We start from the raw sequence: 26,672 nt of genomic DNA, 5'->3' as shown, positions 1-26,672 counted from the left end.
TATGAAACATCGCAGTAAAAACCGTACCACGCAGCAGGCTGAATATTGCTTTCAGGTGGAATCGTTGTCACATGAAGGGCGCGGGATTGCACACTACACAGCTCAGTCGGGTCATCCAGCCGAGAAGCAGGGGAAAACAGTTTTTATAGAGGGCGCATTGCCTGGTGAAACAGTACGCGCCAAAATTACGCATAGTAACAAACGCTTAGAAGAAGCCGAGTGTCTAGAAGTGCTGGGTGAGCCTTCGACATTACGGGTTACGCCACAATGTCCACATTATCAGAGTTGCGGTGGTTGTAGCATGCAGCATATTCAGTTGGATGAGCAGATTCATCTCAAACAACAGGTGTTGCAGTCGCATCTGCAACATTTTGCGCAAATTCAGCCTGAAGAATGGTTAGCGCCTTTGCGTTCACAGCGTGAAGATTATCGCCGCAAAGCCCGTGTTGGGGTGCGTTATATTGCCAGTCAAGACAAATTGGTGGTCGGTTTTCGTGAGCGCAATAGCAATAAACTGACCTCAATTGACCGCTGTATGGTGTTGGATCAGGCATTTGGTTCGTTAACACGAATCAAGCAGCTACTCCAAAGTCTAACAGGCAAGGCCCATATTGGTCATATAGAATTGGCGATGGGAGATCAAGAGATTGCTTTGGTGGTGCGGCATACAGAACAACTATCTGCAGCCGATATCAACCAGTTACAGCAGTTTGCGTTACAGAAACACTGGCAATTGTATTTGCAGCCTGAAGGTCCAGACAGTTTGCATCGGGTTGATGATCCGCATGCAGCAATGCGTTTGCATTATCGTTTAGATGATTTTGATGTGAGTTTTGGCTTTCATCCCCAAGACTTTACCCAAGTCAATTCTACAATTAATCCACAAATGGTTAAGCTGGCATGTGATTTGCTTAACTTAAAATCAGGTGATCGGGTGCTTGATCTGTTTTGTGGATTAGGCAACTTTTCATTGCCGCTTGCACGTTGTGTAGGTGCAACAGGAAAGGTGGTTGCTGTAGAGGGTTCAGAGCAAATGGTGCAGCGTGGTGCAGAGAATGCACAACGTAATGATTTAGACAATGTTAAGTTTTATTCACAAGATTTAACAAAAGATTTTTCGCATCATTCTTGGGCAAATCAAGGATTTGAGGCATTATTAATTGACCCTCCGCGTTCAGGCGCAGAGGAAGTGATGTATTATGTGCCCAAATTTGGCGCAGATAGAATCGTTTATGTGTCTTGTAATCCAGCCACACTCGCAAGGGATGCAGGTGTATTGGTCAAGCAGGGCTATCAATTGAAAAAAGCAGGCGTGATGGATATGTTTCCGCATACGGGGCATGTCGAATCCATTGCCTTGTTTGAGAAAGAAAAGCAAATAAACGATTTATAATATGAAGTACATAGAGGTAGGAGAAGGGTATGGTCACAGTACGTGAACAACTTCCTGGACGTTTAAATGAACTGTCTGAGGAAACGACTGTAGAACATGCCGAGCAAGCCCGACAGGATTTAGCAGAATGGCTAGACCGAGTACGCGGGATTTACGATGGGGCGGCACTTGAACAATTAGAACGCGTTGCCAATTACACCCTGAAAAAAGAGCTGGAAACAGACGTCAGTCATCCATCGCATACCTTATATACAGGTATTGAGATGGCGAATATTTTAGCGCACTTGCATGTCGATGAAGACACTTTGTCTGCAGCCATGCTCTATCGTAGCGTGCGTGAAAATGTCATGCAGTTAGATGAAGTGCGTGAAGAATTTGGTGAAGCAGTTTATGGCTTGATCAAAGGCACCTTGTCGATGGGTAAGTTGTCTGAACTGATTGAGAAAAATAAGCGTTTAGAAGACCATTTTAATAATAACCAGCGTGAACATTTAACAGGCATTTATAAAATGCTGATTTCCATGACGGAAGATGTGCGCGTGGTGCTAATTAAACTGGCAGAACGTACCTATTCATTACGTGAGTTGGCAACCGCTTCCAAAGAACGTCAGGAGCGTGTGGCGCGAGAAATTTTAACCATTTACTCGCCATTGGCACACCGTTTAGGCATTGCCCAACTGAAATGGGAACTCGAAGATTTAGCCTTCCGTTATTTGGCGCCAGACCGTTATAAAGAAATTGCGACGTTACTGAATGAAAAGCGTTTGGAGCGTGAAAACTACATTCAAAACGTAATTGAGCAATTGCGTACAGAGCTGGGCAATAATGGTATTCATGCCGAAATTAGCGGGCGGGTGAAACACATTTATTCGATTTATCGAAAAATGAAGAGTAAAAACCTCAGCTTCGATCAGCTCTATGACATTCGTGCTGTACGTGTTTTGGTGAAAACCATTCCAGAGTGTTACCACTCTTTGGGCATCGTACATCAATTGTGGCGGCATATTCCGCACCAGTTTGATGATTACATTACCAATCCAAAAGCCAATGGTTATCGCTCATTGCATACTGCCGTAATTGCAGAAAACAAGTCGCTTGAAGTGCAAATTCGTACCCTAGATATGCACGAAGAAGCCGAGCTTGGGGTATGTTCACACTTTAATTATAAAGAAGGTTCTAAAGCCACAGACCATTCGTTTAATCATCGTTTACATTCTTTGCGTTCTGTTTTGGAGCATTATCAGGAACGTAACGATGCCAGCGCACATAAAGAAGATGATGATTCTGAAAACTTTGAACAAATCCAAGAGTTTGAAGATTTTGAGAAAATTTATGTGTTCAGCCGTGATGGTGATATTAAAGAATTGCCACGTGGCTCAACGGTGCTGGACTTTGCTTATCATGTGCATACCGAAGTCGGCAATAAATGCTATGCCGCACGGGTCAATCAGCGCTATGTGCCGCTCACCTATACTTTAAAAACAGGCGAGCAGGTCGAGATTTTGACCAAAAAAGACCGTGAACCGAACCGTGATTGGTTGGTGAATTCTTTAGGTTATATTAAGACAGCACGTGCGCGCGATAAGCTGCGTCATTGGTTTAGACAGCAAGACCGCAGTAAAAATCTGGAAGTTGGGCGTGAAGTGCTCAATAAAGAATTGTCACGTTTGGCGATTCATCCAAAAAGTATTGATTTAAATGATTATTGCAATCACTTTAACGTCAAAACAGGTGAAGACATTCTGATTGGTTTGGTGAATGGTGATATTAGCCTGCATGCCTTAATTAATCAGGTCAATCGTCACATGCACTTAGATCAGGATGAACCTGAACTGGTGTTGAAGCCAACCTTGAACCCACGTGCCAGCCATACCTTATCGGCACATGGCATTTTGATTGATGGTTTGGATAACGTTGAACTGCATATCGCACAATGCTGTCAGCCTGTGCATGGTGAAGCGATTGCGGGGTATATTACCCTGAACCGTGGTGTGAGTATTCACAAAGTGGCGTGTTCGGACTATGTGCGTATGATTGGCAACGAACCTGAACGTGCGGTAGAAGCCGATTGGGAAATGCAGCCAACCCGTGGTCAAAGCGTGCAAATTGTGGTGGAAGCCTATGACCGCCGTGGTTTGCTCAAAGACTTAACCCAAGTGATTTTTGCCGATCAAATTAACATTCGTCAGGTGAATACTATTTCTGAAAGTGATGGTATCGCCAATATGAAATTGTTAATTGAGGTTAAAGGCTTGGCGCAACTTTCTCGTTTGTTGGCACGTTTAGAGCAGCAACCAGGGATTATCAGCGCACGTCGTTTGGTGCAAGGCAGCTAAGCGAGCACGCTTTAAAAAACCAGCATGTTTGCTGGTTTTTTTTCTATCGTATTTCAGCCAAAATGGAGAAGGGCGGATGAATAAAACACCTAAAAAAATTTGTGTGAATGTTAGCCGCATTCAGCAGATTTTTAGTCCCGATCCAAGTGCTGTACGCAGTGAACAGATTCAACAGCAAAAACAGGCTATTTATCGGCATCGGAATCAATTGCTTTCTGGATACTTAGAACACGATATTCAAAACAGCGATATTGAGCGTAACCCACATGGCAAGCCATTTTTGACAGCATTCCCTCAATTGCAGTTTAACCATAGTCATAGCCGTCAGCATTATGCTTTGGTAAGCAGTTTTGAATTGCTCGATGTTGGCGTAGATGTCGAGGACTTAGACCGTAAGGTGCGTTTCGATGCCTTGGCACAACATGCGTTTCATCCCAATGAACTCCAATACTGGCAAGATTTGGAACACGACGCTGATTATTGGTTTCGTGTCTGGACAACTAAAGAAGCAGTGCTGAAAGCATCAGGTTTAGGGATTCGTTTAAGCCTGAATGAGTTGGATACTCGTATGCATCCCAATGCACAGGGCGGCATTTGTCATCATCCACAGATTGGGCATTTTGCCTATCAAAACTTTCGTTTATCAGATTGTATGTTGACCGTAGCATGGCGAGCAGCGCCATCTTGCGTAGGCTTTCAGTTTCCACAGATTCATATTATTCAGCATTAACATCGCAACGTCAGCGTAAATATCGCAATGCTAAGGCACAAAAAAGCCTATCCGAAGATAGGCTTGAATGTTGGTGTCAGCAGAAATGCATTAAGGAATTTCTTGCTCTTCACCTTCAAATTCAGGTTTGACTTGAACAATGAAGTCCTGACGGTTCAAACCGCGCCATAAGGCAAAGGCTGTACCAATGTAAATAGATGAATATGTTCCGACAAAGACACCCACAAACATCGCAATCGAGAACCATTTCAGACCATCACCACCCATGAGCATCATCGCGACTACAACCAATAATAGGGTCATAGAGGTGTGAATGGTACGACGTAAAGTTTCTGTCAGCCCAATGTTTACCACTTCAAGTGGTGTTGCACCACGGATTTTACGGAAGTTTTCACGAATACGGTCAGATACAACAATGTTATCGTTGAGTGAGAAGCCAATAATCGCCAATAACGCTGCCAATACAGTCAGGTCAAATGGCCATTGCATCATGGCAAAAATACCCAGTGTCACCACAATATCGTGGAACAATGACAGTACCGCACCCATTGCCAGTTTGAATTCAAAGCGAATGGTGACGTATACCAACATCAATAACAGCGCTAAAGCTACAGCGCCCGCAGAACGTACGTACAGCTCATTACCGACTTGACCACCAACCACATCTACCTTTGGCACAGTTGCCGTGTTATTTGGTAGTTGTACCGCAGCAGTAATTGCTTTGGTTAAGTCTTCTGCTTCAACATCTTCTTGCACAGGCATACGTACCATTAGGTCGCGGTCTGAACCAAGCGTTTGTACCACAGGGTCGTTAAAGCCTGCTTTGACCAATGCGTTAGAAACATCGGTGGCTTTTACTGGATTGCTATAGTTGAGTTCTGCAGCAATACCCCCAGTAAAGTCCAAACCTAAGTTTAAACCTTTGGTGGCAATGAAGAAGATACTGGCGACCGTTAATAGAATAGAAAGCAATGCCGCAGGCAAAGCAATCTTCATAAACGGAATCACGCGCTCATCATCAGGGCGGCCATATTTTTTTGAAGGCAGTTGAGTATTCTCAGTCATCAGTGATCTCCTTAAATGCTCAACTTTTTCAAGTTACGTTTTTTGCCGTAGATGATTTGTACAATTGCACGGGTCACTGTAATTGCAGTAAACATCGAGCAGACAATACCAATCATGAGCGTCACAGCAAAGCCTTTGATTGGACCTGTACCAATCGCAAACAGAATGAATGCCACCAAGAATGTGGTTAAGTTCGAGTCGAAAATAGTGTTATACGCTCGGTCATAACCCGCCACAATGGCTTGTTTGGGCGAGGCCCCCCACTTAATTTCTTCTCGTATTCGCTCACAAATCAAGACGTTGGCATCCACCGCCATACCAATGGTAATTACGATACCCGCAATACCCGGCAAGGTGAGTGATGCACCAATCCAAGACATGACGGTTAAAATCATGGCTAAGTTAAACACTAAAGCGAAGTTGGCAATCAGACCAAATAGACGGAAGAACACCACCATCCAGATTGCAACCAAAATGAAGCCAATCTGAGTCGACAATACGCCTTTATCAATGTTTTCTTGACCCAAGCTTGGACCAATCACACGTTCTTCGACAAAGTACATTGGCGCTGCCAAGGCACCTGCACGAAGCATTAAGGCCAATTCAGAGGCTTCTTGTGGGGAATCTAGACCTGTAATACGGAACTGCGAACCCAATACCGCCTGAATGGTTGCAGCATTAATGACGACAGATTCGGTATATGGGGTGCGTACTTCAGTTTGTGTGCCAGTTTCATCGGTCACATAGCTAATACGTTGTTTGTTTTCAATAAACAATACCGCCATACGTTTACCCACAGCGTTACGTGTCGCATCTGCCATGAGTTTACCGCCCGCAGCATCAAGGGTAATGTTAACTTCTGCACCGCCTGTATCTTGGCTAAAACCACTCGACGCATTTTGAACACGCTCACCCGTTAAAATACGGCTGCGGTTCAATAATAATTGGCGACCACTGTCCAAAGATTCAAAGGCAAACGCTTCTGTGCCAGGTGGTACTGTACCTGTAGTCTGACCTGTGTACGGATCAATATATTGATCATTTAAGTCAGACACCAAACGGAATTCGAGGTTCGCAGTACGACCGAGTACACGCTTCGCTTCAGCAGTATCTTGTACGCCTGGCAATTCCACTACAATACGGTTGCTACCTTGAGTTTGTACCAAAGCTTCAGCCACACCTAACTCGTTAATACGGTTACGTAAAGTAGTTAAGTTCTGATTGACCGCATACGACTGAATTTCCTGTTTACGGACATCGGTATAGTTCAGACGTAAGCTAGAGCCTTCTGTGGTGGCTACAGCTTGCTGTGTGTATTCATTGCCGTTACGACGCAAGAAATCCATCACTGCATCACGGTCTGCATTATTGGCAAACTGTAGGGTGATGGTGTTGTTATTCAGCGAAAGGCTATTAAATTTCAGCTTGTTGTCACGCAATTGACGGCGTAAATCGGTGGCTGAAGTTTCCATACGCTGGCTGATGGCCTTGTCCATATCCACTTCTAATAAGAAGTGCACACCACCACGTAAGTCCAGACCGAGTTTCATTGGTTTTGCACCAATTTTTTGTAGCCATTCTGGTGTGGTTGGCGCAAGGTTCAGTGCCACGACATAGTCATCACCTAAACCGCGACGTAAAGCTTCTTTGGCTTTGAGTTGGGCTTCTGAGGTGTCTAAACGCAACAATGCAGCATTGTTGGTAAAGCTGTTGTCATGACTGGCAATATTTTCTGATTGTAAAATTTGCTCTGCTTTTTGTATGATGCTTTGATCAATTTGGGTACCAGCTTTGGCACCTGAAATTTGAACAGCAGGTTCATCTGGATACAAGCTAGGCAGGGCATATAATGTACTCACCACAAGAACAACGAGGATGAGCAGATATTTCCATGCTGGGTAACGCATTTATTTTCTTCTTAAAATGAAAAAGTCGTGCGTGAGCACGACTCTTTTTGATTAGAGGTTGTTTAATGTGCCTTCAGGAAGAACTGAAATGACACTCGCGCGTTGTACTTTTACTTCTACACCACGGTTCAGCTCTACCACTGCAAAATCACCTTCAATTTTCGTGATTTTACCCATAAGACCACCTGCGAATACCACTTCACTGCCTACGCCCAAGCTTTCAATCAGTGTACGATGCTCTTTGGCACGCTTTGATTGTGGACGCCAAATCAGGAAGTAGAAAATTGCAATGAAGACTGCAATCATTAAAAGGTTAGCCACAAGGCTTGGTTGTTGTGCAGCTTCACCTGCTGCGTGAGCGGTCGAAATAAAAAGGCTCATTTCATTTTCCTAAACTAAAAACTGGCGATCAGTGATCTGATAATAAATTGGGTTTGTTCTGCAATTTACCTTGTCTTTTTACTCAGCGCAAATACTGAAAAGACTAATCTTCAGGACAAGGCGGTACTTCTAGGCCACGACGGGCATAAAAGTCCTGTACAAATTCATCGAAAGTGCCGTTATCTAAGGCATTGCGAATATCTTGGGTAAAGCGTTGGTAATAACGTAAGTTATGAATAGTGCCCAACATTGACCCCAACATTTCGCCACATTTTTCTAAATGAAACAAATAAGCGCGGGTAAAGTTCTTGCAAGTATAGCAATCACAATGCGGATCGAGCGGGCTTTGGTCATGACGATACTTACTGTTACGAATACGCACCAAGCCATCGGTTACAAAGTAATGACCATTGCGCGCATTACGGGTTGGCATCACGCAGTCGAACATATCGACGCCACGACGAATTGCTTCCACAATATCTTCTGGCTTGCCGACGCCCATCAAATAACGTGGTTTATCTTCTGGCATTTTAGCTGGCAAATAATCCAGTACTTTGATCATTTCTTCTTTCGGTTCACCCACCGAAAGACCGCCAATGGCATAACCATCAAAACCAATTTCAAGTAAGCCGTTTAAAGATTCAACACGTAAATCTTCGTACATACCGCCTTGAATAATCCCGAACAGCGCGTTGCTGTTTTGTAGTTCATCATGGTGATGTGTTTTACAGCGTTTTGCCCAGCGTAAAGACAATTGCAAAGATTTTTGTGCTTCTTCATGCGTTGCAGGATAAGGCGTACATTCGTCAAAAATCATCACGATGTCAGAGTTCAAAGTTTTTTGAATTTCCATCGAGATTTCAGGCGAAAGAAAAACCTTTGAGCCATCAATAGGCGAACGGAAGGTCACACCTTCTTCTTTAATTTTACGCATTGCGCCTAAGCTAAACACCTGAAAGCCACCAGAGTCAGTCAAAATAGGCTTATCCCATTTGATGAATTCATGTAGACCGCCGTGTTGCTGAATCACTTCTAGCCCTGGACGCAAATATAAATGAAAGGTATTGCCTAAAATAACCTGTGCCTGAATTTCTTCAATATCGCGTGGCAGCATGCCTTTGACTGTGCCATACGTCCCCACAGGCATAAACACAGGGGTTTCTACCACACCATGAGCAAGTGTTAAACGACCACGACGGGCGCGCCCCGACTGACCTAATTTCTCAAACTTCATATATGTTCCAAATCAAGGCGAAAAAACAGTTCGCTGATTGTTCATGCTAAAAGTGCAATATTTTCCTAGATTCTGCACGGAATTGCCAGTTGAGATACGTTTTCCTTGGTAAAAATTGCGAGTAAATATTTTGTTCAAATCCATTGTGCTTACATGGCGTAAAATTGCTGAATACGTTGGGTAATTTCTTTATGTAAGGCAATTTCACCTTGTTCATGATTGTCCATTGCAGCAACGTGCTGAATTAAACGCTGAATATATAAATTACTGTCAATAAAACTCGGTTCTAATGTGAGCAAATAGGCTTCATGTGCAATGCTCAAATAATCATACGGTTCCACTTCTAAAAGTTGTGCCAGATCAATCAGCAAGTCTTTATCCACTTGTTGTAGTTTGAGCTTGGGTTGTGCGGTGGATTGTTCCATCGTGGTTTGAGGCGCTTTGTTGTGCAGGAATTCATCGAGCAAAGCACTTGGAGTGTTTAGAAATTGCGCTGAGTGGATTTCTACATCGACCTGTTTGGGCACATGAATAAAAAACAGAATTTGGCTTAAATCTAAGCCATAAGCGCCCGATAAAGATTGTTTAGCCTGCTGAAATATATCCAGTAAAAGTTCAAGATGGTTGTATTGCAGCGTGTCATTGGAATTCAGCAGAGGATTGCCATAGATATGTCGCTGTTTAAAATAATCTGCAAAAATATTTTTAAATTGATGCAGACCGCTAGAATTGTTGGCTTGAGTGCGATAACGCCATTTTTCTATATTCCATTTATTTACTTCAGATAAATATTGTGCTTCATCTTCCTGTTCATTAAACAGGCTGCGTTGGCTTGAAACAGCTAAATAATCGACCCCAAGATATTCATTAAAGACCAGTACACAGGCATAAATTTGGTCTTGTTCATATTGCTCATAGAGTTGGAAAAACTCTTGAATGAGGGGTTTTTCAGGTTCTGAATATGTTCTAACATTTTATCGGCTTACTTTTTATTTTGGGATTTATGTTTTGAGCAATTGTTGTTTATATTTTGCTCAACCTCATGATTGTGTCAAAGCTGAGAAAAATGTCAATAAGACAAAACAAATTGTAGTCAAAGCTCACTTAAGTTGTTAAATTGTAATTAAAATCAATTCATAGAGGTGGGCTATGAGTGAATTAAACAGTGCACTAAAAGAAGACCAATTCTATAAAACACTTTTGGAAACCACGAATGCAATTCTGTGGCAGATTAACTGGAAAACCAAAGCTTTTAGCTATATTGGCCCACAAATTGAGTCTTTACTGGGTTGGACGCAAGACAGCTGGAAAACTGCACAAGATTGGATTGATCGGATGCATCCTGAAGATCGGGACAAGACCGTGAATATGTGTGTGAGTCTGTCCGATCAAGGCACAGACCACGAAGCGGATTATCGTGCCTTAACCGCTACAGGAGATTATGTCTGGATTCGTGATGTGGTGCATGTGATTCGTGAAAATAACGAAACTGTGGCGATTATTGGGTTTATGTTTGATATTTCTGCGCGTAAACAAATGGAGTTGGAACTCGAAGCGTTGAGTCGCAAAAATCTGGCTTTGAGCTTACAAGACCCGCTGACCTTGGTTGCCAATCGAAAGGCGCTCAGTGAGCGTATAGAAAACGAATTTAAACGTGCTGTGCGTCATCAACATGCATTGTCTCTCTTGTTTATCGACATCGACCATTTCAAGCCTTATAACGACAATTATGGACATTTACAGGGTGATCATTGTTTGATTAGTGTGGCGCAGTTGCTTAAACAACACTTTGCTCGTGCATCTGACTTTGTGGCTCGCTTTGGTGGCGAAGAGTTTGTGGTGCTGTTGCCTGAAACACCATTGGCAGATGCTGTACAACTTGCTGAAAACTTTAGACAGGCAGTATATGCGCTGGAAATTCCACATACCAAGACAGGGGAGACGACCCAAGTTACTGTGAGTATTGGTGTAAATAGCTATCACCAAAATCAGCAGTATCACAATGTGGTCGATTTTCTGCATTCAGCCGATGAATTGTTGTATTTGGCAAAAAACAAAGGACGTAATCAGGTGCAGTATCTGACACAGTCTTGTGTTTAGTCGAAATCTGAAAAAACAGCAAGCTTCGTGCTTGCTGTTTTTATAAATAATTTCAAAGGAGCGGCTTAGAATTAAATGGCTTAAAAGTTTGGACGATAATCAAAACTTTGTGCTGCACTGTTGTCCCGAAAGGCGCGCACAGGTTTTTTCGCTGTGGTTGCAGTGTTAATCATGTTGTTAGGAAAGACCTGAATATAGTTATTAAATAACTCGACATTGCGGTTATAAATAGTAATCGCAGCACCGACATTTTCGTTCTGCTCATCAATTTCATGCATCATTTTTAAATACAGTTGGTCGGCTTTGAGTTCAGGGTAATTTTCGACCACCACATTTAAGCTGCGCATCAATTCTTTGCTCAAGGCTTCAACACGTTGTAATTGGCTGACATCGGCATTGTTGATGTTTAGGTTCATAATATTTTGGCGCAGTTCAGTCACTTTTTCTAAAGTGCCTTTTTCCATACCTGCATATTGTTCGACCACTGGCGCAAGTTCTTCAAGCGTTTTTAACTTCTGTCGTTCAAAACTGGTCACATCTGCCCAAGCGCGGATGGTGGCGTTGTGGTGGCGTATGATGTTGTTACGAATCATGATGCCCAGCATCACCAAGACGATGACAACCAAAAGAAAAATTGCGATACCCATGTTTTGCCCCAAGACGATTTTCTTAGTCCAGAAAATCAATCAAATCTGTCTGTAATTGTTCTAAATAAGGTAATTTAAAAGTGCGTAAGTGTCCACGCAATGCGGAAATATCTTGAATATTTTTTGCTTTACTGGAAATTTCAAACAAGTTGCGATTACCTAAAAAACAGAGCGTGTTCCGCTCAGGGTGAAATAACAAATCACCTTGCTGATGCTGAAAAAAATCATCCAGTTTTAACACCATTGCAGGGCTGAGCGTACGCGCCAGTTGAATTGCATCACTGCCAAAAAAGTTGAGTTTTTGATTCAGGCGAATGTCACTGGTATGCCACGGCACATGATAAGGCGCACCAAAGGTTTTATTGTTTGAGGTAACGGCTAAACCTTGTAGCTGCACATCAAAGACAAATACGCCCGATAAATGTCGCACCACTTCACGTACTTTGTAGTCATTGCCATTTTGATCTTTAATGCGGGTTTCACTGACATAGCGATATTCAAATACCAAAACCTGATGCTGCTTGCCTTGTTGATCTTGCCAAACTGTACTGGCGTAGCGGCGAATTTCATTGGACAGATTCCCCAAATTAAATAAAGGGAACAGACTTTTTAAATGGGCAATCAAATAAACGGGTTGTAGGGTTCGGGCAAGATGTTGCGGTGGTTGCTGCCATGCCAGTTGATAGCGTTGAGCAATGCTTTCTTGTTCTAAAAAAGTGATGACTTCTTCAATGGGGTCGTCTTGTTCATAGGTAATAAATGCCCAGAAGATACAGCCTAACCCAATCAGCAAGCAGAATTGCAGCCAAATATTACTCGGTTGAATCAAGAGCAATAAACAGAACAACACACCTATAATGCCAAGCAGGACAGGCAAAACATTTTCAAACTTGAGGGTGATGTCATCTTGCCAAGGGTGTAAGCCATCTAAAATATCTTGATGGCTTTGTGCTTTTTTTCCAATATCCCATAACCGCGCGATATTACGAAATACCCGTTGATTCTTCTTGCGTCGAATATGAATGGAGTGTTGCACGGAATCGAGCGGCATGGCGGTTTCTTTTACAGTTTGAAAATTAAGTCTGAGCTTGATCAATCAGCATGGCATCGCCATAGCTAAAGAAACGATAGCGTTCCGCCACAGCATGTTGATACGCCTGCATGACATTTTCACGGCTTGAAAGCGCAGATACCAACATTAATAAGGTGGATTCAGGCAAGTGGAAATTGGTGATTAGACGATCCACCACTTTAAACTGATAACCTGGGTAAATAAAAATTTGCGTATCACCCGACCAAGCCGCAAGTTCGCCTGAATGGGCTTGAGCTGCACTTTCCACGGCACGGGTAGCAGTTGTACCCACTGAAATAACTTTATTACCTCGTGCTTTGGTTTCACGAATCAGCGCTACGGCAGCTTCAGAAACTTCACACCATTCACTGTGCATGATGTGATTGGCAATATCATCGGTACGTACAGGCAGGAATGTGCCTGCGCCCACATGCAAGGTCACAAAGGTTTTTTGAATGCCTTTATCTGCTAGCTGTTGCAGTAAGGCTTCATCAAAGTGCAAGCTGGCAGTGGGTGCGGCAACACTAGCGAGTTTTGTTGGGTCGTTAAATACGGTTTGATAACGCTCGGTATCAATCGCTTCTGCTTCGCGGTTAAAGTAGGGTGGAATCGGCAACTGACCGTAGGCATCCAATACGTCTAAAATAGGCTGCGAAAACTCGACAATAAATAAGTTTTCATGGCGACCTTGTACGGTCACTTTTACAGCATCAGGCCCAATAAACAGTTCTGCACCTGCTTTTGGTGAGTTGCTGGCTTTAATATGGCAATGGGCAATAAATTGATCTTGCAGACGTTCTACCAAGACTTCCACTGCACCGCCTGTGGCACGTTTACCTTTAAGACGCGCTTTCATGACTTTGGTATCGTTAAGTACCAGTAAATCGCCCGCTTCGAGTAAATTCAGTAGGTCGGTAAATTGATGGTCATGATACTGACCTTGAGCATCAAGATGCAGCAGACGAGAGGCGCTACGACTTGCTAGTGGGTAACGAGCAATGAGTTCATCGGGGAGATTAAAATTAAAGTCAGAAAGCTGCATGATAAAAACAAGTTAGAACACTGGGAAAACTGCGCCTAGTATATGCTTTTTTAGGTTTTATGGATGAAATTGGTCGATTATAAATCAAAAAAATGACAGCTGATTTAATTTTAAACAATTGCAAAAAACTTGCGTTGACAAGCTGTCAAAAAAGTTTATTATACCCATCAACACCTACCCGAGGTGGTGAAATTGGTAGACGCGGCGGACTCAAAATCCGCTGTCAGAGATGACGTGTCGGTTCGAGTCCGACCCTCGGGACCATATAAAGGAAAAGCCCTCAAGCATATTAAGACTTGGGGGCTTTTTTATTGTCTGTATATTAATGGGTTGTGCCATTTTTTAGCTCCAGTCTTAATGATTCCATTAGCCACAATTCAGGTGGTCACTTTGGAAAATGAGTACCCAAATGAGTACCTGATTTTTCATTGGTACTCATGGTGGAATCAGATGCTAAGCTTAAATTATTAGATCAATACAATAATCAAATGTGATTGATCGGGTGTCTTATAGGGCTTGTAGTACTTAAAAGCTTTATTCACTATCTAAAGCTACTTTGATGACATCTGCAATTGTCTCAGTGGTGACGCCTCTTTTTCGAGCATTCTCAGAATGGAGCCAAGTTGCTAAGTCTTTATTGCCTTTAGATGCATTGCAGCCAACACAGCACAATGCAATATTGGATAAGGTTGTTATTCTTATATCGTTGATAATGTGTTCCCAAGACTTCTTATTAGCCCTTTCAGTGCCAAACTTTTTGCCGCAATATACACAGCACAGGTCTCGCTCCGAGACCGCATCTTCTATGTGCTTTGGTATTCCCCATGAATTTGCCATTTTAGGTTTTCCTTATTTTATGGCTATAGTTGAATGAAAAATCCTAACCTTTGATAACTCACATTCATAAAATTTAGATCTAAGCATAAAATGAAATAGTTGTCATAACACTATATAAATGAGGGTGTAAAAAAACCAGCGCCGAAGCGCTGGTTTTTTACATCACTAACTTAGGTTAGTTTTGCATCATCTTATTGAGCTGCATCAAGTGCAGCATTGAATGTTGCGCTTGGACGCATTACTGCATTCACTTTAGCTTGATCTACTGCGTAGTAACCACCGATATCAACCGATTTACCTTGTACTTCCGCAAGTTCAGCAACAATTTTGTCTTCGTTTGCAGCTAAAGCTTGTGCAAGTGGTGCAAACTTCGCTTTCAACTCAGCATCTTCATCTTGAGCAGCAAGTGCTTCTGCCCAGAATTTTGCCAAGTAGAAGTGGCTGCCACGGTTGTCCAGTTCGCCAGTACGACGTGATGGAGACTTGTCGTTATCAAGTAATTTGCTGGTCGCTTGATCAAGAGTTGATGCAAGTAATTTCGCACGAGTATTATCTTCTTTAATACCCATTTCTTCTAAAGAAGCAGCAAGCGCAAGGAACTCACCTAATGAATCCCAACGTAAGTGGTTTTCTTCAACAAGTTGTTGTACGTGTTTAGGCGCAGAACCACCCGCACCAGTTTCGTACATACCACCACCCGCCATTAACGGAACGATAGATAACATTTTCGCAGAAGTACCAAGCTCCATAATTGGGAACAAGTCAGTGAGGTAGTCACGTAAGATGTTACCTGTTACAGAAATGGTGTCTAAACCACGCGCAACACGCTCAAGTGTATAACGCATCGCACGAACTTGTGACATGATTTGAATATCTAAACCAGTCGTGTCGTGATCTTTTAAGTATTTTTGAACTTTCTTGATCACTTCGTTTTCGTGTGGACGGTACGGGTCTAACCAGAAAATTGCTGGCATACCAGAGTTACGTGCACGTGTTACTGCAAGTTTAACCCAGTCGCGAATAGGTGCATCTTTCACCTGACACATACGCCAGATGTCGCCTTCTTCTACGTTTTGAGTCATCAACACTTCACCCGTGTCAATGTCGGTGATGTTTGCAACACCTGCAGCAGGAACTTCAAAAGTCTTGTCGTGTGAGCCGTATTCTTCAGCTTTTTGCGCCATCAAACCTACGTTTGGCACAGTACCCATCGTACGTGGGTCGAAGTTACCATTCCACTTACAGAAATTGATCATTTCTTGGTAAATACGCGCGAAAGTAGATTCAGGCATTACTGCTTTACAGTCGTAAGGTTTACCGTCAGCACCCCACATTTTACCGCCACCACGAATCATTGCAGGCATAGAAGCATCTACAATTACGTCGTTTGGAGAGTGGAAGTTGGTGATGCCTTTTGCAGAATCCACCATTGCAAGTGCAGGGCGGTGTTCTTGGCATGCGTGTAAATCTTCGATGATTTCTTCACGTAAAGAAGTTGGTAAGGTTTCGATCTTTTCATAAAGACCTGCCATACCGTTGTTGACGTTAATGCCAAGTTCTTCAAACAATTTACCGTGTTTTTCAAACGCTTCTTTATAGTAAATTTTCACACAGTGACCGAATACAATCGGGTGTGAAACTTTCATCATGGTCGCTTTTACGTGTAAAGAGAACAAAATGCCTGCTTCTTTACAATCATCCAATTCTTTTTCATAGAAGTCGCAAAGCGCTTTCTTGCTCATGAACATAGAATCGATGATTTCGCCATCAAGTAACGCTACTTTTTCTTTCAATACAATGGTTTCACCAGAATGAGTGATGAGTTCCATTTTTACGTTACGTGCGCGGTCAAGCGTCATTGATTTTTCGCCATGGTAGAAGTCACCTTCATCCATGTGTGAAACGTGAGTTTGTGACCATTGCTTCCATTCACCCATAGAGTGAGGGTGTTTTTTTGCATAGTTTTTCACTGCAGCAGGTGCACGACGGTCAGAGTTACCTTCACGTAATACAGGGTTTACTGCTGAGCCTAAGCATTTGCCAAAACGAGCGAGTAAAGCTTTATCTTCTGCAGTATTTTCATTTTCAGGATAGTCAGGAATTGCATAGCCTTTTGCTTGTAATTCCTTGATACATGCAACTAACTGAGCAACTGAAGCACTGATGTTTGGAAGTTTGATGATATTGGTATCTGGATCTTGCGTGAGACGTCCAAGCTCTGCGAGGTTGTCGGCTACCTTCTGTTCTTCGCTTAGGTATTCCGAGAATTCAGAGAGTACGCGTGCTGCTACAGAGATATCACTCTTGACAATCTCGATGCCAGCAGGCTTAGTAAAGGTCTCAATGATCGGCAGTAGAGAGTAGGTCGCCAACAATGGCGCCTCATCGGTCAGTGTGTAAATGATTTTTGACTTTCCACCAGCCATATATAGCCCCTTGCTTTGATTGAGTTTTTTAGGAGCGAGATGATGACTCAGCCCCTGCGAACCGATTTGCCTAATTTAACCTTGAGAGTATCGACTCTCTATGCATTTCAGTCAACGTAATTACAGTGATGACGCCATTTCGCTACGAAATGATGTGTCGCATTTGTGCGAATCAAGACACGGCTTAATGTAAAAACGAGCCTATTTAAACCTAAAAATCGCCTTGAGTATTTAGTGTTGAAATACTAATCAAATCGTATGATGAAGATATGACATCAAAAATATATGTATATTTTATTATAAATTAACCAGTTGAGGGTTCGACTTAAGTCGAATGTTTGATAAATAACCGATGAAAATGATAGGTGGATATATTTATTCTATTTATTTTATATGTTTATCAATATGTTGCTTCTATTTTTTACAGTGTGATGCAATGTAAACTCTTGTATAGAAGTTGAGATTTTCTTCAAAAACGGAGGGAAATCTACAGATAAAAAGCCTGATTTATATTTTAAAAGTTTAGATCTATTTTTATGGTCCAAATTTTACAAAAATAAGCGTATTTTTTAGCGGGTTTGTAGCACCGTTTGATCCATCAAAAATCATAATCAAGCGTGAGCTAAACCCTTGTTAATCCATAGATGAAAAAATCAAGTAGTAAAGAAGAAATGCCGAGTTGTTACGCAGTTTTTAAATTAGTTTGAAAGCTTGTGTTTTGTGTTAAAGTTTGTAGGTTAACTCTGAATTCAGTGGATGAGTTTTGTAGACAAAATAATTCATAGGCGCGGCACACTTTAATTAACGAGGCAAAAATGAAAATACAGTTGCTGGAAATTGGTCCTGAAACGGAGCAACTCAGTGCTTGCACACTCTCGTTATTATTGGGTGTACATACGCCAAGTAACCAAATTGATGGTTTTTTGAAGTTTGCCCGTCAAATGCTGCAAGTAGATCATGCCATTTTGACTTTTAAAAATGAGCCGTACATCTGGTATTCCACCAATCAAGTTTTTAAAGCCTTTCGTGCCAACCCAAACGCACGGTTAGACGCTTTCTTTCAAGGTCAGCAACTGATTGAACCTCAACATCCTCAATATGCAAATTTTGTGCAGCACATCGCAAGTTTGGGGATAGAAGCCGCGCGCCTAATCGCACTGGATTTACTCAAAACCGATGGCGAGTCGATTGGGCAGTTGTTGTTATTTGATCATCGTGAAGAAGCGTTTAGTTTAGGTGCTTTGCCGACAGTCGCGGAGTTTGCTGCAGGTTTGGTGCGTTATATTGAATTAAAAGTTGATTATGCAAGCTTAAAAGAACTGTATGAACAGCAGTCTGCATTGAATTTTAGTAAAACTAAATTTTTCCAAATTATTGCGCATGATTTGCGCGCGCCATTTCATGGCTTATTGGGGTTTTCGGAAGTTTTAGCGCAAGAGCGCGAAACTTTGGATGATTCTAGTATTCAAAATATTGCCGACTATTTATTCGACACAGCACAATCGACCTATAACTTGCTAGAAAGTTTATTGAATTGGGCGATGGCAGAGGGTGGACGCTTTGTGTATCACCCAATTAATTTTGAGTTAAAGCAATCGACCAAAATTGTTTGCGATGTGTTGAAAAGTTTGGCAATCAAGAAAAATATTGAACTGATTGATCAAGTTGAAGAAGGCATTAAAGTTTATGCCGACATCAATATGATTACCTCGGTGATTCAAAATTTGGTGTCGAATGCGCTGAAATTTACCTTTACCGATGGCACAGGCAAAGTCATTTTACGTGCAGAGCAAACAGAAACCAGTGTGGATATTTATATTCAAGATACGGGTTTGGGCATGACTGCACAACAACTCGAAACGCTGTTCGAGCCTAAACTTACTGTTAGTTTTAAAGGCACTGCAGGTGAAAAGGGTATTGGTTTAGGTTTGGTGTTGTGTAAGCGTTTTGTCGATTTGAACCACGGGCAAATTGTGGTGGAATCGAAAGAAGGTGTGGGAACGACTTTTAAAGTCAGTTTGCCAATTGCGACCAGTAGCCATCAAGTATTAAGTAAAGAAGCGTTATTATCTGAGAAAACTTAATTTCAAAGTTTATATACAAAGCAAGCAAAAGCCTGTGGATGTTTAAAATCATCCACAGGCTTTTTTTATCGTGATCAATTTAGATCAACTCTTGCATTATTGAATGTTTTGAATCGGACTACCACCCAACGCTTGCAATAAAGTCACATAGGCGTTGTATTGGTTTTGCTTGGTCTGCAATAAACTTAAACGTGCATTGCGGGTGGTTTCTTGTGCATCTAGCAGGTTTTTTAAGGCAATCGCACCATGCCGATAACGCACCTCAGTTAAGCGTTCAGTTTTCTCTGCCAGTGCTAAATTGCGGCTTTGCAGCGCGACTTGTTGATTCAGCGCGGTTCGTGCTGACAGTGCATTTTCGACATCGGCAAAGGCTTTATATAAAGTTTGTCGATATTGCACAATGGCTTTTTCATATTCCAAAGCATTCACTTTTAGATCGCGCTGCATATCATTCCATTGCAAAAATGGCAGGGTTAAACCTGCACCTAAAGTGGCAATTGGGTTTTTTAGGGCATCGCTTAAAGAGGTATGCGCGCCTGTACCGACACCTGTACTGAGTGTGCCTGTAAGACTGATGGATGGGTAATAACTGGCTCGATTGGCATCTTTATTGGCCAAGGCTTTACGTAAACGTAATTCGGCTGCACGTAAGTCGGGACGACGTGACAGCAGTTCTGCAGGTAAGCCAGCAGTAATATTCGGTAAACGAACAGCGGCTAAACTCTGTGGTTCATTGATATTCAACATTTGCACAGGTTGATGCAGTAAAACTGCCAAGGCGGTGCGTGTTTCAACTTTTTGCTGTGCAATTTGGCTCAAGGTTGATTTTTGACTTTGCAGGGCTTGTTCGGCTTGGTTTAAATCCAATCCTGAAACTGCACCCGCGCGATATTGCGCACTGACCAATTGATACGTTTTTTGCGTACTGGCAAGGTTTTGTTGTGCGACAACATAGCGTTCATTTAAATAACCCAATTGCCAATATAAATTGGCAGTGGTTGCAATCAGGCTTTGTGCGGTGGCTTGTAAGTCTTGTTCGGTGGCTAAGGCTTCCCAACGTGCAGCTTCAGTCTGATTGGCAAGTTTACCGAATAAGTCCAATTCATAGCTCAGTCCGGGATAATTCAGCGAAATCCCACGCGCTGTATCACCATTGCCCTCTAAACTAAATTGATGCCCTGTAGAAATACCTGCATTGCCAATCCGGACACCTTGCTGACTTTGGCTTTGTTTTGCTTGTAATCTGGCTTGTTGTAAATTCAGTCCTGCAACCGCGAGGTCACTGTTACGCGCCAAGACTTGTTCAACCAATTGATTTAAAGCAGCATCGTGAAAGAGTGTCCACCAACGGTCTGTATTTAGTTGTGCAAGGACTTGCTGGCTTTTTTGCTGCTGCTCAAACTGTTGAGGAATATTTACAGCAGGTGCCTGATAAGGTGTTTTGACTACGGCTGCACAACCCACTAAGCTGCTGCCAAGAAAAAGCGCAGTGACGAGTTGGCTGAATTGTCGTGACTTCTGGTTAAATCGCATCATCATTCCTTACTCTAATTCCTTATTCTCTAGATAGCGCATCGACAGGGTTCAGTTGGGCAGCATTACGTGCAGGAATAAAACCGAACACAATTCCAATCAGGCTTGAACAGACAAAAGCGGCTACAATCGAGGTGGTGGAGTACGCCATTTGAAAGGTTCCGCCTGCCACATGGTTAATCAACTGACCAATTCCGAGTGCGAGTAAGACGCCAAGTACACCGCCTAAAATACACACCAAAATGGCTTCAATTAAAAATTGCTGCAAAATATCGCTTTGTCGTGCGCCGACTGCCATGCGTACCCCAATTTCTTGGGTACGTTCTGTGACAGAGACCAACATGATGTTCATTACACCAATTCCACCGACCACCAGTGAAATCACTGCAATAGCAGAAACCAGTAGGGTCATGGTGGCGGTAGTTTGCTGAATGGTTTCGCGAATACTGTCGGCATTTTGAGTAAATACATCCTGCGCACCATGACGCTGTACCAATAGACTCAGAATGGCATTTTCTGCTGCAGCACTTGGATATTCATCTTTGACTCGTACAATAATGCTGCGCACATGGCTTTGACCGAGCATGCGACTCATTACCGTAGAGTAAGGCAAATACACATTTAAGCTGTCGGCATTGCCCATCATGCTTTTTTGTTCTTCGACCACGCCAATAATACGGCTGGGTACACTGCCCAATAAAATCACTTGCCCAACTGGGTTGCTGCCATCACTAAAGAAAGTATTTTTGGTATTGTGATCAATCACCACATCTTGCGCTTGTTCCAGTACGCTGTGTTTGTCAAAAGGCTGACCCGACTGGAAATTCATGCCGCGTACATAGAAAAAGTCTTCACTCACACCATTGATTGTGGCAGAAGCCTCGGTGTCTTTAAAGCGTACTGTGACGTTGCTATTGACCGATGGGCTGACGCCATCTACATAAGGCTGTTCTGCCAAAGCATCGGCATCGGCAGGAATCAGGGTTTTAAGCTGCGATGAGCGCGAGGTATCGCCAAAACCACGCCCCTGAAATACGGTGATGGTGTTGGTACCTAAACTGCTGATGTTCTCTAAAATTTGTTTCTGTGAACCATTGCCGAGTGCCACAACAGATACAACCGAAGCGATCCCGATAATAATGCCGAGCATGGTTAAAAAGGTACGCATGCGATGCGCATTCATGGCCAGTATCGCCATGCGGAACGCTTCACCTAAACGATCAAATACAGAACGCCAAGCTGAAGTTCTTTTTTGTGGCGGATGTTGCAAGGTTTGTTGGGCAATATCATCCTGATTGGCAGGTGTGTTGGGCTGATCAGAAATAATAAGACCATCACTGATTTCAATAATCCGTGTGGCATTTTTAGCGACATTATGGTCATGTGTGACCAAGATGATGGTGTGACCTTTAGCATTTAGCTCACGTAAAATCCGCATCACTTCAATACCGCTATTCTTGTCGAGTGCACCTGTGGGTTCATCGGCAAGAATCACATCGCCACCATTCATCAAGGCACGTGCAATGGACACACGTTGTTGTTGTCCACCTGAAAGCTGACTTGGGCGGTTTTGGGTTTTATCGGCTAGACCTAAGTCACTGAGCAGCGCAGTCGCGCGTGCTTGTCGTTCTTCAACATCGGCACCTGCATAAATTGCAGGCACTTCGACGTTGCCCGCAGCGCTTAAATCACCCAATAAGTGATAGCGCTGGAAAATAAAACCAAAATATTCACGACGTAGCTGTGCCAGTTCATCGGCTTCAAGTTGTCGGGTTTCACGTCCTTTGACTTTATAGCTGCCCGTGGTGGGTTGATCCAGACAGCCCAAAATATTCATGAGAGTGGATTTCCCCGAACCCGACTGACCTACAATGGCAACCAATTCACCTGGGTAGATCTTCAGGTCAATGCCTTTGAGAATCTGCACTGTAGATTCACCCGCAGGGAATTCACGGGTCAGATTGGTGACCTCTAACAGAGGTTGTGACTGACTCATCTTACATTCTCACTGATGGGCCAACACGACCACCACGCTTCGCCGCATCGTTTGAGGTATCGGAGCCATCGGCAATAATGACTTGATCGCCCAGTTTTAAGCCACGAATGACTTGTACTGTTGCACGGTTATTTAAGCCAAGCAATACCGATTGAGGTCGAGCTGAGCCATCGGCTTGCAGTACACGTACCATGCCTAAAGAGGCTTTACCTTGATCAATCAAGGCTTTTTCATTGGCAGTCAATTCCAAACGGGCAGGGCGTTTGGCAGAACTGGCATCGGTATTGTCGCGCTCAGCACGTGCGTTGCTGTCAGAATTATTGCTGTTGCCACGACTGCGTGAACGGTTTGCACCTTGCACCGCAGCAGCAGGAATGGTCAGCACATTGCGCGCTTCTGCCAAAACAATGGACACTTGTGCGGTCATATTGATGCGTAGCTTGCCGTCTTCATTTGGTACGTCAAATAAAGCGTTGTAGTACACGGCAGAACTTGAAGATGATGAGGTGTTGTTATTGCTTTCGGTATTGATGGATTTGGGTGCAGGTTCTACCTGACGTAAAGTAGCGTAATGTTTTTTCTCACTGTTGCCCAAGGTGGTGAAATAGACCGTTTGTCCCTCTTCGACCTTCATTACATCCGCTTCAGAAATTTCTGCTTTTACAGTCATGGTGTCAAGTTTGGCTAATTTAACAATCGTGGGCGCACTTTGATTGGCGTTCACGGTTTGACCTTCTTCGGTCACAATTGCAACGACAGTGCCATCCATTGGGGCAAGAATACGGGTATAACCTAAATTTTCTTTAGACGTGTCTAAAGTTAGGCGTGACTGTTCAATTTGAGCATTAATGGCAGCAATTTCTGCTTGTGCAGTTTTATAGTTGGCTAAGGCAGTTTCAAGTTCGGCACGTGAGGTCGCATCTTGCGCATACATGGCTTGTTGACGCTGATATTCTGCTGCGACTTTGGCGAGATTGGCTTGTCGAACCGCCAATTGTGCCTGTTGGTTTTTAATACTGGCCTGCGCTGTTTTAAACTCATTTTCCTGTCGTACGGAGTCAATTTGGGCAATCAACTGTCCTTGTTTGACTTGATCGCCTAACTGAACATACATTTTTTTGACTTGACCTGAAACTTGCGCACCAACACTGACCATTTTGGTGGCTTCAAGTACGCCTGTTGCCAACACCGCACTTTCAATATCTCCACGGCTCACTTCGGCAGTAATGTATTGCGGTTGTTGTTCTTTGGGTTTTAAAAAATACCAAGCGGCAAATGCCAGCATCAGCGCAATGATAATTCCCGCAATAAGTTTGGTCGATTTTATTTTTGGCATGAGTCAAAAAACAGAAAAAGAAATTAAAAGGATTATAGAAGTGAAATAAGGATAAATCGTGAATTTTTTGAAGAAACTGCAAATGAGAATTATTTATTAGTGGTTTGAGCTAGATTTAATACAGTCTGAGTACGGTATTACATCCATAAAAAAAGTGAAAATAGCATCTGTTAACGAGGTGGGGGTAGTTTGTTTCATCTCTATGATAATTTTATGAATTTTTATGATAAATGCTGAAAAATACAACTATGGTCTAAGTTGCTTAAAAAACCTTATTTTCTATATGGATTTAAGAATTAAAAGCAGCTAGTATCAAATTCCATAAAATAATTATGGATTTAATCATTAGGATAATACGGCATCGGGACGATGCAATAAAACATGACTTTAAGCAAAAAATCTGAGGGGTAAATCATGGAGTGGAGTGAGAAATTTAATATCGGAATTGATGTGATTGACAATCAACATCGACAAATTCTGGACTATATTAATGCGCTGGAAAAAATTCGGGCGACAGGTGCGCGGGAGCAAATCAAAGAAGTCTTGGATGACTTGATTGACTATACGCAATCGCATTTTAGCTTTGAAGAAAACTTGTTGTCACAGGTCAATTATCAATACTTACCATCACATCGTGGTATTCACGAACTCTTTGTGAAGCGTTTGAATGATTGCCGTCAGCGTTTTGCCAATGGCGAATCGGTAGAACATGATTTGTATCGTTTGTTGTCTAAATGGTTGATTAACCATATTCAGCATGATGATCAGGATTATGTCGATGCGGTACGCGACAATATGCTGCATTATTTGCGTTCACAGGAACAGAAAAAAGGCAAAAGTTGGTTTGCACGTTTCTTTAGCTAATCCTCTGAAAAGCAGATGATTTTAAAAATTATTTGATGAAGTCTGCTTAATTAAGCCGAGTGAGAAGCAAACAGCGTTTTACCACAGAGTTCTGTAATGGCTTGTAGCACCAAATGTTCAGGGTTTTCCTTGGACATCCCTTTGATGGCGGCATCAATACGCAATAATAGGGCGGGCCATTGCAAGAAACTATTTGGATTTAAACGTCGCAAAGCTTGCTGGTAAACACTGACTTTGTTTTTCCAAATACCCAGTTGCAAAGCATTTTGTGGTTGTTCAAATAATTGCATCAGCAGGCGCATTTCTTTGCTGATGCTCCACAAAATTAAACTCATGGCTTCACCCGAAGCCATGAGGTATTGAAAAATTTTCATGGCTTGCGCCAGATTTCCTGCCAGTAAAGCATCGTTTAAATCATAAGTGCTATAACGAGATTGATCTTGTAAACAGGCATGTAAATGTTCAATCTGAATCTGCTGAATTTCAGGAAAGGTGTCACTGACCCGCATTAAGCTATTTTTGGCAGCCAAAAGGTTGTGTTCATGATGTTGTTCCAACCATTGCCACGCATCATGTCCCAATTGGATGCCAAGCTTTTCTGCTTCCAAACCTAAAATCAGCTGCCGATCTTTAGGATAATTCGCCGTGAGTGCAACATTGACCCCATTGGCATCAATCAACTGAAAAAAACTGGATTTCAGGCTATTGCTGTCCTGTTTTGGCATCACTACCAACAGCAAGTTTTGTTCATTGTGCTGAATATAACTTTTCAGTTGTTTTAGTGTGCTGGCATCGGGCTTGATATTGCCGTGTACTTCAACCGCCAATTGACTCGAAAACAGTGACAGACTGTTTAAGGCATTGAATACATTTTTCCAATCACTAACGCTATTTAAATCATAACGCTGACGTTCAATATCCTGTTTTTGCCAACTGGCACGAAAAGCATCCAGCAAGTTTTGTTCGAGTAAGGGTTCTTGACCATGCAAAATCCATACGCCACGTGCTTCATCGACACGTTTGAGGGCTTGTAGATAGTCAAGTTTCATAAAAAATTCGCACTCGAAAACTTATTTAGGGTTTGAATACACAGGTGGGTTGACCAAAGGTAAACGATTAGATGAAATTTGACGCACAATTTGCTGTGCTACATCATCAATAATGACTTCTTTTAAGAATTTTTGTTCCTGATCATCGGTATTCACAGTTGCGACATCGTATTGATAACTGCGCGTTGCCATGACGGTACGAGGTTCGGTGATCGGGTTGCCTTGCGCATCTTCAATACGGAAAGTCACACTCAAACGTAATAAGGTTTCTACCAGTTTGCCATTCAATTCCAAGCGACGTGGCGTATAGTCAAGTACACGCAGTACATAGGCATTAGGGTCATTGCTGAGTTGTACGCCCGCTGTACCCATGTGAATGGAAAGTTTTTCTTCTAATTCTTCAGCATTGCTCGGTAAAGCCAGACTCATTTTTGAATAAGCCACAGGTGCAATGCTTGGATTGGTGCCTTTAAGATGAAAACCACAGCCGACTAAGCCAGCACTGAGTCCACAAGTTAAAACAATGACTGCTAGACGTTGGCTAAAGTGCATGTGCTGTCCTCTGTAATATTCTTGAAAGTTTAAAAGCGGAAGTTGAGAAGATCTTGATTGTAGGTGCAAAGCCCATTGACTGACAACG

The 26,672-nt window shown here is 42.6% G+C and carries 21 protein-coding genes and 1 tRNA gene; 7 read left to right on the top strand and 15 right to left on the bottom strand.

Annotated features, from left to right (window positions below):
* Position 1: 1 nt before the first annotated feature.
* From rlmD to FTU92_RS00635, 3 genes are all read left to right on the top strand, one after another.
* A complete protein-coding gene (gene rlmD, locus FTU92_RS00645) occupies positions 2 to 1,393 on the top strand; it encodes a 23S rRNA (uracil(1939)-C(5))-methyltransferase RlmD (RefSeq protein WP_131261992.1) in 1,392 nt (463 codons plus the stop codon).
* A gap of 29 nt (positions 1,394 to 1,422) precedes the next feature.
* On the top strand, positions 1,423 to 3,729 hold the full coding sequence (locus tag FTU92_RS00640; RefSeq protein WP_004974935.1) for a bifunctional (p)ppGpp synthetase/guanosine-3',5'-bis(diphosphate) 3'-pyrophosphohydrolase: 2,307 nt from the start codon (positions 1,423 to 1,425) through the stop codon (positions 3,727 to 3,729).
* A 76-nt stretch (positions 3,730 to 3,805) separates the two neighbouring features.
* On the top strand, positions 3,806 to 4,459 hold the full coding sequence (locus FTU92_RS00635) for a 4'-phosphopantetheinyl transferase superfamily protein (protein ID WP_096902676.1): 654 nt from the start codon (positions 3,806 to 3,808) through the stop codon (positions 4,457 to 4,459).
* A gap of 90 nt (positions 4,460 to 4,549) precedes the next feature.
* Here FTU92_RS00635 and secF read toward each other — a convergent pair whose 3' ends face one another.
* The 5 genes from secF to FTU92_RS14150 all read right to left on the bottom strand — a co-directional run bounded on the left by secF (position 4,550) and on the right by FTU92_RS14150 (position 9,573).
* Positions 4,550 to 5,527, bottom strand: a complete 978-nt coding sequence (gene secF / locus FTU92_RS00625; RefSeq protein ID WP_171458235.1) for a protein translocase subunit SecF — start codon at positions 5,525 to 5,527, stop codon at positions 4,550 to 4,552.
* 8 nt (positions 5,528 to 5,535) lie between these two features.
* A complete protein-coding gene (gene secD, locus FTU92_RS00620; RefSeq protein ID WP_104852524.1) occupies positions 5,536 to 7,431 on the bottom strand; it encodes a protein translocase subunit SecD in 1,896 nt (631 codons plus the stop codon).
* A gap of 51 nt (positions 7,432 to 7,482) precedes the next feature.
* On the bottom strand, positions 7,483 to 7,812 hold the full coding sequence (gene yajC / locus FTU92_RS00615) for a preprotein translocase subunit YajC (protein WP_004974939.1): 330 nt from the start codon (positions 7,810 to 7,812) through the stop codon (positions 7,483 to 7,485).
* Between the two features lie 103 nt (positions 7,813 to 7,915).
* A complete protein-coding gene (gene tgt / locus FTU92_RS00610; protein WP_004974942.1) occupies positions 7,916 to 9,046 on the bottom strand; it encodes a tRNA guanosine(34) transglycosylase Tgt in 1,131 nt (376 codons plus the stop codon).
* 149 nt (positions 9,047 to 9,195) lie between these two features.
* Entirely contained in the window at positions 9,196 to 9,573 is a 378-nt protein-coding gene (locus FTU92_RS14150; protein WP_306669350.1) for a hypothetical protein, read from the bottom strand.
* 622 nt (positions 9,574 to 10,195) lie between these two features.
* Between FTU92_RS14150 and FTU92_RS00600 the strand changes: the two genes are divergently transcribed.
* Complete coding sequence (locus FTU92_RS00600) at positions 10,196 to 11,146, top strand: sensor domain-containing diguanylate cyclase (protein ID WP_179988695.1); 951 nt, start codon at positions 10,196 to 10,198, stop codon at positions 11,144 to 11,146.
* 80 nt (positions 11,147 to 11,226) lie between these two features.
* On the opposite strand, the gene FTU92_RS00595 is transcribed toward FTU92_RS00600, so the two are convergent.
* The 3 genes from FTU92_RS00595 to queA are packed head-to-tail and all read right to left on the bottom strand — an operon-like array spanning position 11,227 to position 13,907.
* Entirely contained in the window at positions 11,227 to 11,793 is a 567-nt protein-coding gene (locus FTU92_RS00595; RefSeq protein WP_104852521.1) for a LemA family protein, read from the bottom strand.
* A 22-nt stretch (positions 11,794 to 11,815) separates the two neighbouring features.
* Positions 11,816 to 12,844, bottom strand: a complete 1,029-nt coding sequence (locus FTU92_RS00590) for a hypothetical protein (RefSeq protein WP_179988694.1) — start codon at positions 12,842 to 12,844, stop codon at positions 11,816 to 11,818.
* 25 nt (positions 12,845 to 12,869) lie between these two features.
* Positions 12,870 to 13,907, bottom strand: coding sequence for a tRNA preQ1(34) S-adenosylmethionine ribosyltransferase-isomerase QueA (queA, locus tag FTU92_RS00585; RefSeq protein WP_131262001.1), 1,038 nt, complete (start codon positions 13,905 to 13,907; stop codon positions 12,870 to 12,872).
* 177 nt (positions 13,908 to 14,084) lie between these two features.
* Here queA and FTU92_RS00580 point away from each other — a divergent pair.
* Positions 14,085 to 14,171, top strand: a tRNA-Leu gene (locus FTU92_RS00580).
* Positions 14,172 to 14,441: 270 nt separating this feature from the next.
* Here the strand turns inward: FTU92_RS00580 and FTU92_RS00575 are convergent.
* Positions 14,442 to 14,744, bottom strand: a complete 303-nt coding sequence (locus FTU92_RS00575; protein WP_136144735.1) for an HNH endonuclease — start codon at positions 14,742 to 14,744, stop codon at positions 14,442 to 14,444.
* 191 nt (positions 14,745 to 14,935) lie between these two features.
* On the bottom strand, positions 14,936 to 17,170 hold the full coding sequence (locus tag FTU92_RS00570) for an NADP-dependent isocitrate dehydrogenase (RefSeq protein WP_180095305.1): 2,235 nt from the start codon (positions 17,168 to 17,170) through the stop codon (positions 14,936 to 14,938).
* 815 nt (positions 17,171 to 17,985) lie between these two features.
* On the opposite strand from FTU92_RS00570, the gene FTU92_RS00565 reads away from it, so the two are divergent.
* Positions 17,986 to 19,254: a sensor histidine kinase KdpD gene (locus tag FTU92_RS00565; protein ID WP_004974961.1), complete on the top strand. Its 1,269-nt coding sequence runs from the start codon at positions 17,986 to 17,988 to the stop codon at positions 19,252 to 19,254.
* Positions 19,255 to 19,350: 96 nt separating this feature from the next.
* Here FTU92_RS00565 and FTU92_RS00560 read toward each other — a convergent pair whose 3' ends face one another.
* The 3 genes from FTU92_RS00560 to FTU92_RS00550 are packed head-to-tail and all read right to left on the bottom strand — an operon-like array spanning position 19,351 to position 24,119.
* The gene (locus FTU92_RS00560; RefSeq protein ID WP_004974963.1) at positions 19,351 to 20,787 is read right to left on the bottom strand and encodes an efflux transporter outer membrane subunit; all 1,437 of its coding nucleotides are present in this window, start codon (positions 20,785 to 20,787) and stop codon (positions 19,351 to 19,353) included.
* A gap of 22 nt (positions 20,788 to 20,809) precedes the next feature.
* Positions 20,810 to 22,783 carry a MacB family efflux pump subunit gene (locus FTU92_RS00555; RefSeq protein ID WP_180095301.1) on the bottom strand — a complete coding sequence of 658 codons (1,974 nt, stop codon included), beginning with the start codon at positions 22,781 to 22,783 and terminating at the stop codon, positions 20,810 to 20,812.
* 1 nt (position 22,784) lies between these two features.
* Positions 22,785 to 24,119, bottom strand: a complete 1,335-nt coding sequence (locus FTU92_RS00550; RefSeq protein WP_179988690.1) for an efflux RND transporter periplasmic adaptor subunit — start codon at positions 24,117 to 24,119, stop codon at positions 22,785 to 22,787.
* A gap of 414 nt (positions 24,120 to 24,533) precedes the next feature.
* Here FTU92_RS00550 and FTU92_RS00545 point away from each other — a divergent pair, with 414 nt between their 5' ends.
* Positions 24,534 to 24,983, top strand: a complete 450-nt coding sequence (locus FTU92_RS00545) for a bacteriohemerythrin (protein WP_004974971.1) — start codon at positions 24,534 to 24,536, stop codon at positions 24,981 to 24,983.
* A gap of 50 nt (positions 24,984 to 25,033) precedes the next feature.
* Here the strand turns inward: FTU92_RS00545 and holA are convergent, their stop codons facing one another.
* Both holA and lptE read right to left on the bottom strand, forming a co-directional pair.
* Positions 25,034 to 26,032, bottom strand: a complete 999-nt coding sequence (holA, locus tag FTU92_RS00540) for a DNA polymerase III subunit delta (RefSeq protein ID WP_179988689.1) — start codon at positions 26,030 to 26,032, stop codon at positions 25,034 to 25,036.
* Positions 26,033 to 26,053: 21 nt separating this feature from the next.
* Positions 26,054 to 26,584, bottom strand: coding sequence for an LPS assembly lipoprotein LptE (gene lptE / locus FTU92_RS00535; RefSeq protein ID WP_004974973.1), 531 nt, complete (start codon positions 26,582 to 26,584; stop codon positions 26,054 to 26,056).
* Positions 26,585 to 26,672: the final 88 nt, after the last annotated feature.

The organism is Acinetobacter sp. YH12205, assembly GCF_013418125.1.
GTDB lineage: Bacteria > Pseudomonadota > Gammaproteobacteria > Pseudomonadales > Moraxellaceae > Acinetobacter > Acinetobacter towneri.
This window is presented reverse-complemented; position numbering and strand designations above follow the sequence as displayed.

Excerpts from the sequence above, each read along its gene's own strand:
- rlmD (WP_131261992.1), top strand. The coding sequence starts at position 2 with ATGAAACATCGCAGTAAAAACCGTACCACGCAGCAGGCTGAATATTGC.
- FTU92_RS00640 (WP_004974935.1), top strand. The coding sequence starts at position 1,423 with ATGGTCACAGTACGTGAACAACTTCCTGGACGTTTAAATGAACTGTCT.
- FTU92_RS00635 (WP_096902676.1), top strand. The coding sequence starts at position 3,806 with ATGAATAAAACACCTAAAAAAATTTGTGTGAATGTTAGCCGCATTCAG.
- secD (WP_104852524.1), bottom strand. The coding sequence starts at position 7,431 with ATGCGTTACCCAGCATGGAAATATCTGCTCATCCTCGTTGTTCTTGTG.
- yajC (WP_004974939.1), bottom strand. The coding sequence starts at position 7,812 with ATGAGCCTTTTTATTTCGACCGCTCACGCAGCAGGTGAAGCTGCACAA.
- tgt (WP_004974942.1), bottom strand. The coding sequence starts at position 9,046 with ATGAAGTTTGAGAAATTAGGTCAGTCGGGGCGCGCCCGTCGTGGTCGT.
- FTU92_RS00600 (WP_179988695.1), top strand. The coding sequence starts at position 10,196 with ATGAGTGAATTAAACAGTGCACTAAAAGAAGACCAATTCTATAAAACA.
- FTU92_RS00595 (WP_104852521.1), bottom strand. The coding sequence starts at position 11,793 with ATGGGTATCGCAATTTTTCTTTTGGTTGTCATCGTCTTGGTGATGCTG.
- FTU92_RS00590 (WP_179988694.1), bottom strand. The coding sequence starts at position 12,844 with ATGCCGCTCGATTCCGTGCAACACTCCATTCATATTCGACGCAAGAAG.
- queA (WP_131262001.1), bottom strand. The coding sequence starts at position 13,907 with ATGCAGCTTTCTGACTTTAATTTTAATCTCCCCGATGAACTCATTGCT.
- FTU92_RS00575 (WP_136144735.1), bottom strand. The coding sequence starts at position 14,744 with ATGGCAAATTCATGGGGAATACCAAAGCACATAGAAGATGCGGTCTCG.
- FTU92_RS00570 (WP_180095305.1), bottom strand. The coding sequence starts at position 17,170 with ATGGCTGGTGGAAAGTCAAAAATCATTTACACACTGACCGATGAGGCG.
- FTU92_RS00565 (WP_004974961.1), top strand. The coding sequence starts at position 17,986 with ATGAAAATACAGTTGCTGGAAATTGGTCCTGAAACGGAGCAACTCAGT.
- FTU92_RS00560 (WP_004974963.1), bottom strand. The coding sequence starts at position 20,787 with ATGCGATTTAACCAGAAGTCACGACAATTCAGCCAACTCGTCACTGCG.
- FTU92_RS00555 (WP_180095301.1), bottom strand. The coding sequence starts at position 22,783 with ATGAGTCAGTCACAACCTCTGTTAGAGGTCACCAATCTGACCCGTGAA.
- FTU92_RS00550 (WP_179988690.1), bottom strand. The coding sequence starts at position 24,119 with ATGCCAAAAATAAAATCGACCAAACTTATTGCGGGAATTATCATTGCG.
- FTU92_RS00545 (WP_004974971.1), top strand. The coding sequence starts at position 24,534 with ATGGAGTGGAGTGAGAAATTTAATATCGGAATTGATGTGATTGACAAT.
- holA (WP_179988689.1), bottom strand. The coding sequence starts at position 26,032 with ATGAAACTTGACTATCTACAAGCCCTCAAACGTGTCGATGAAGCACGT.
- lptE (WP_004974973.1), bottom strand. The coding sequence starts at position 26,584 with ATGCACTTTAGCCAACGTCTAGCAGTCATTGTTTTAACTTGTGGACTC.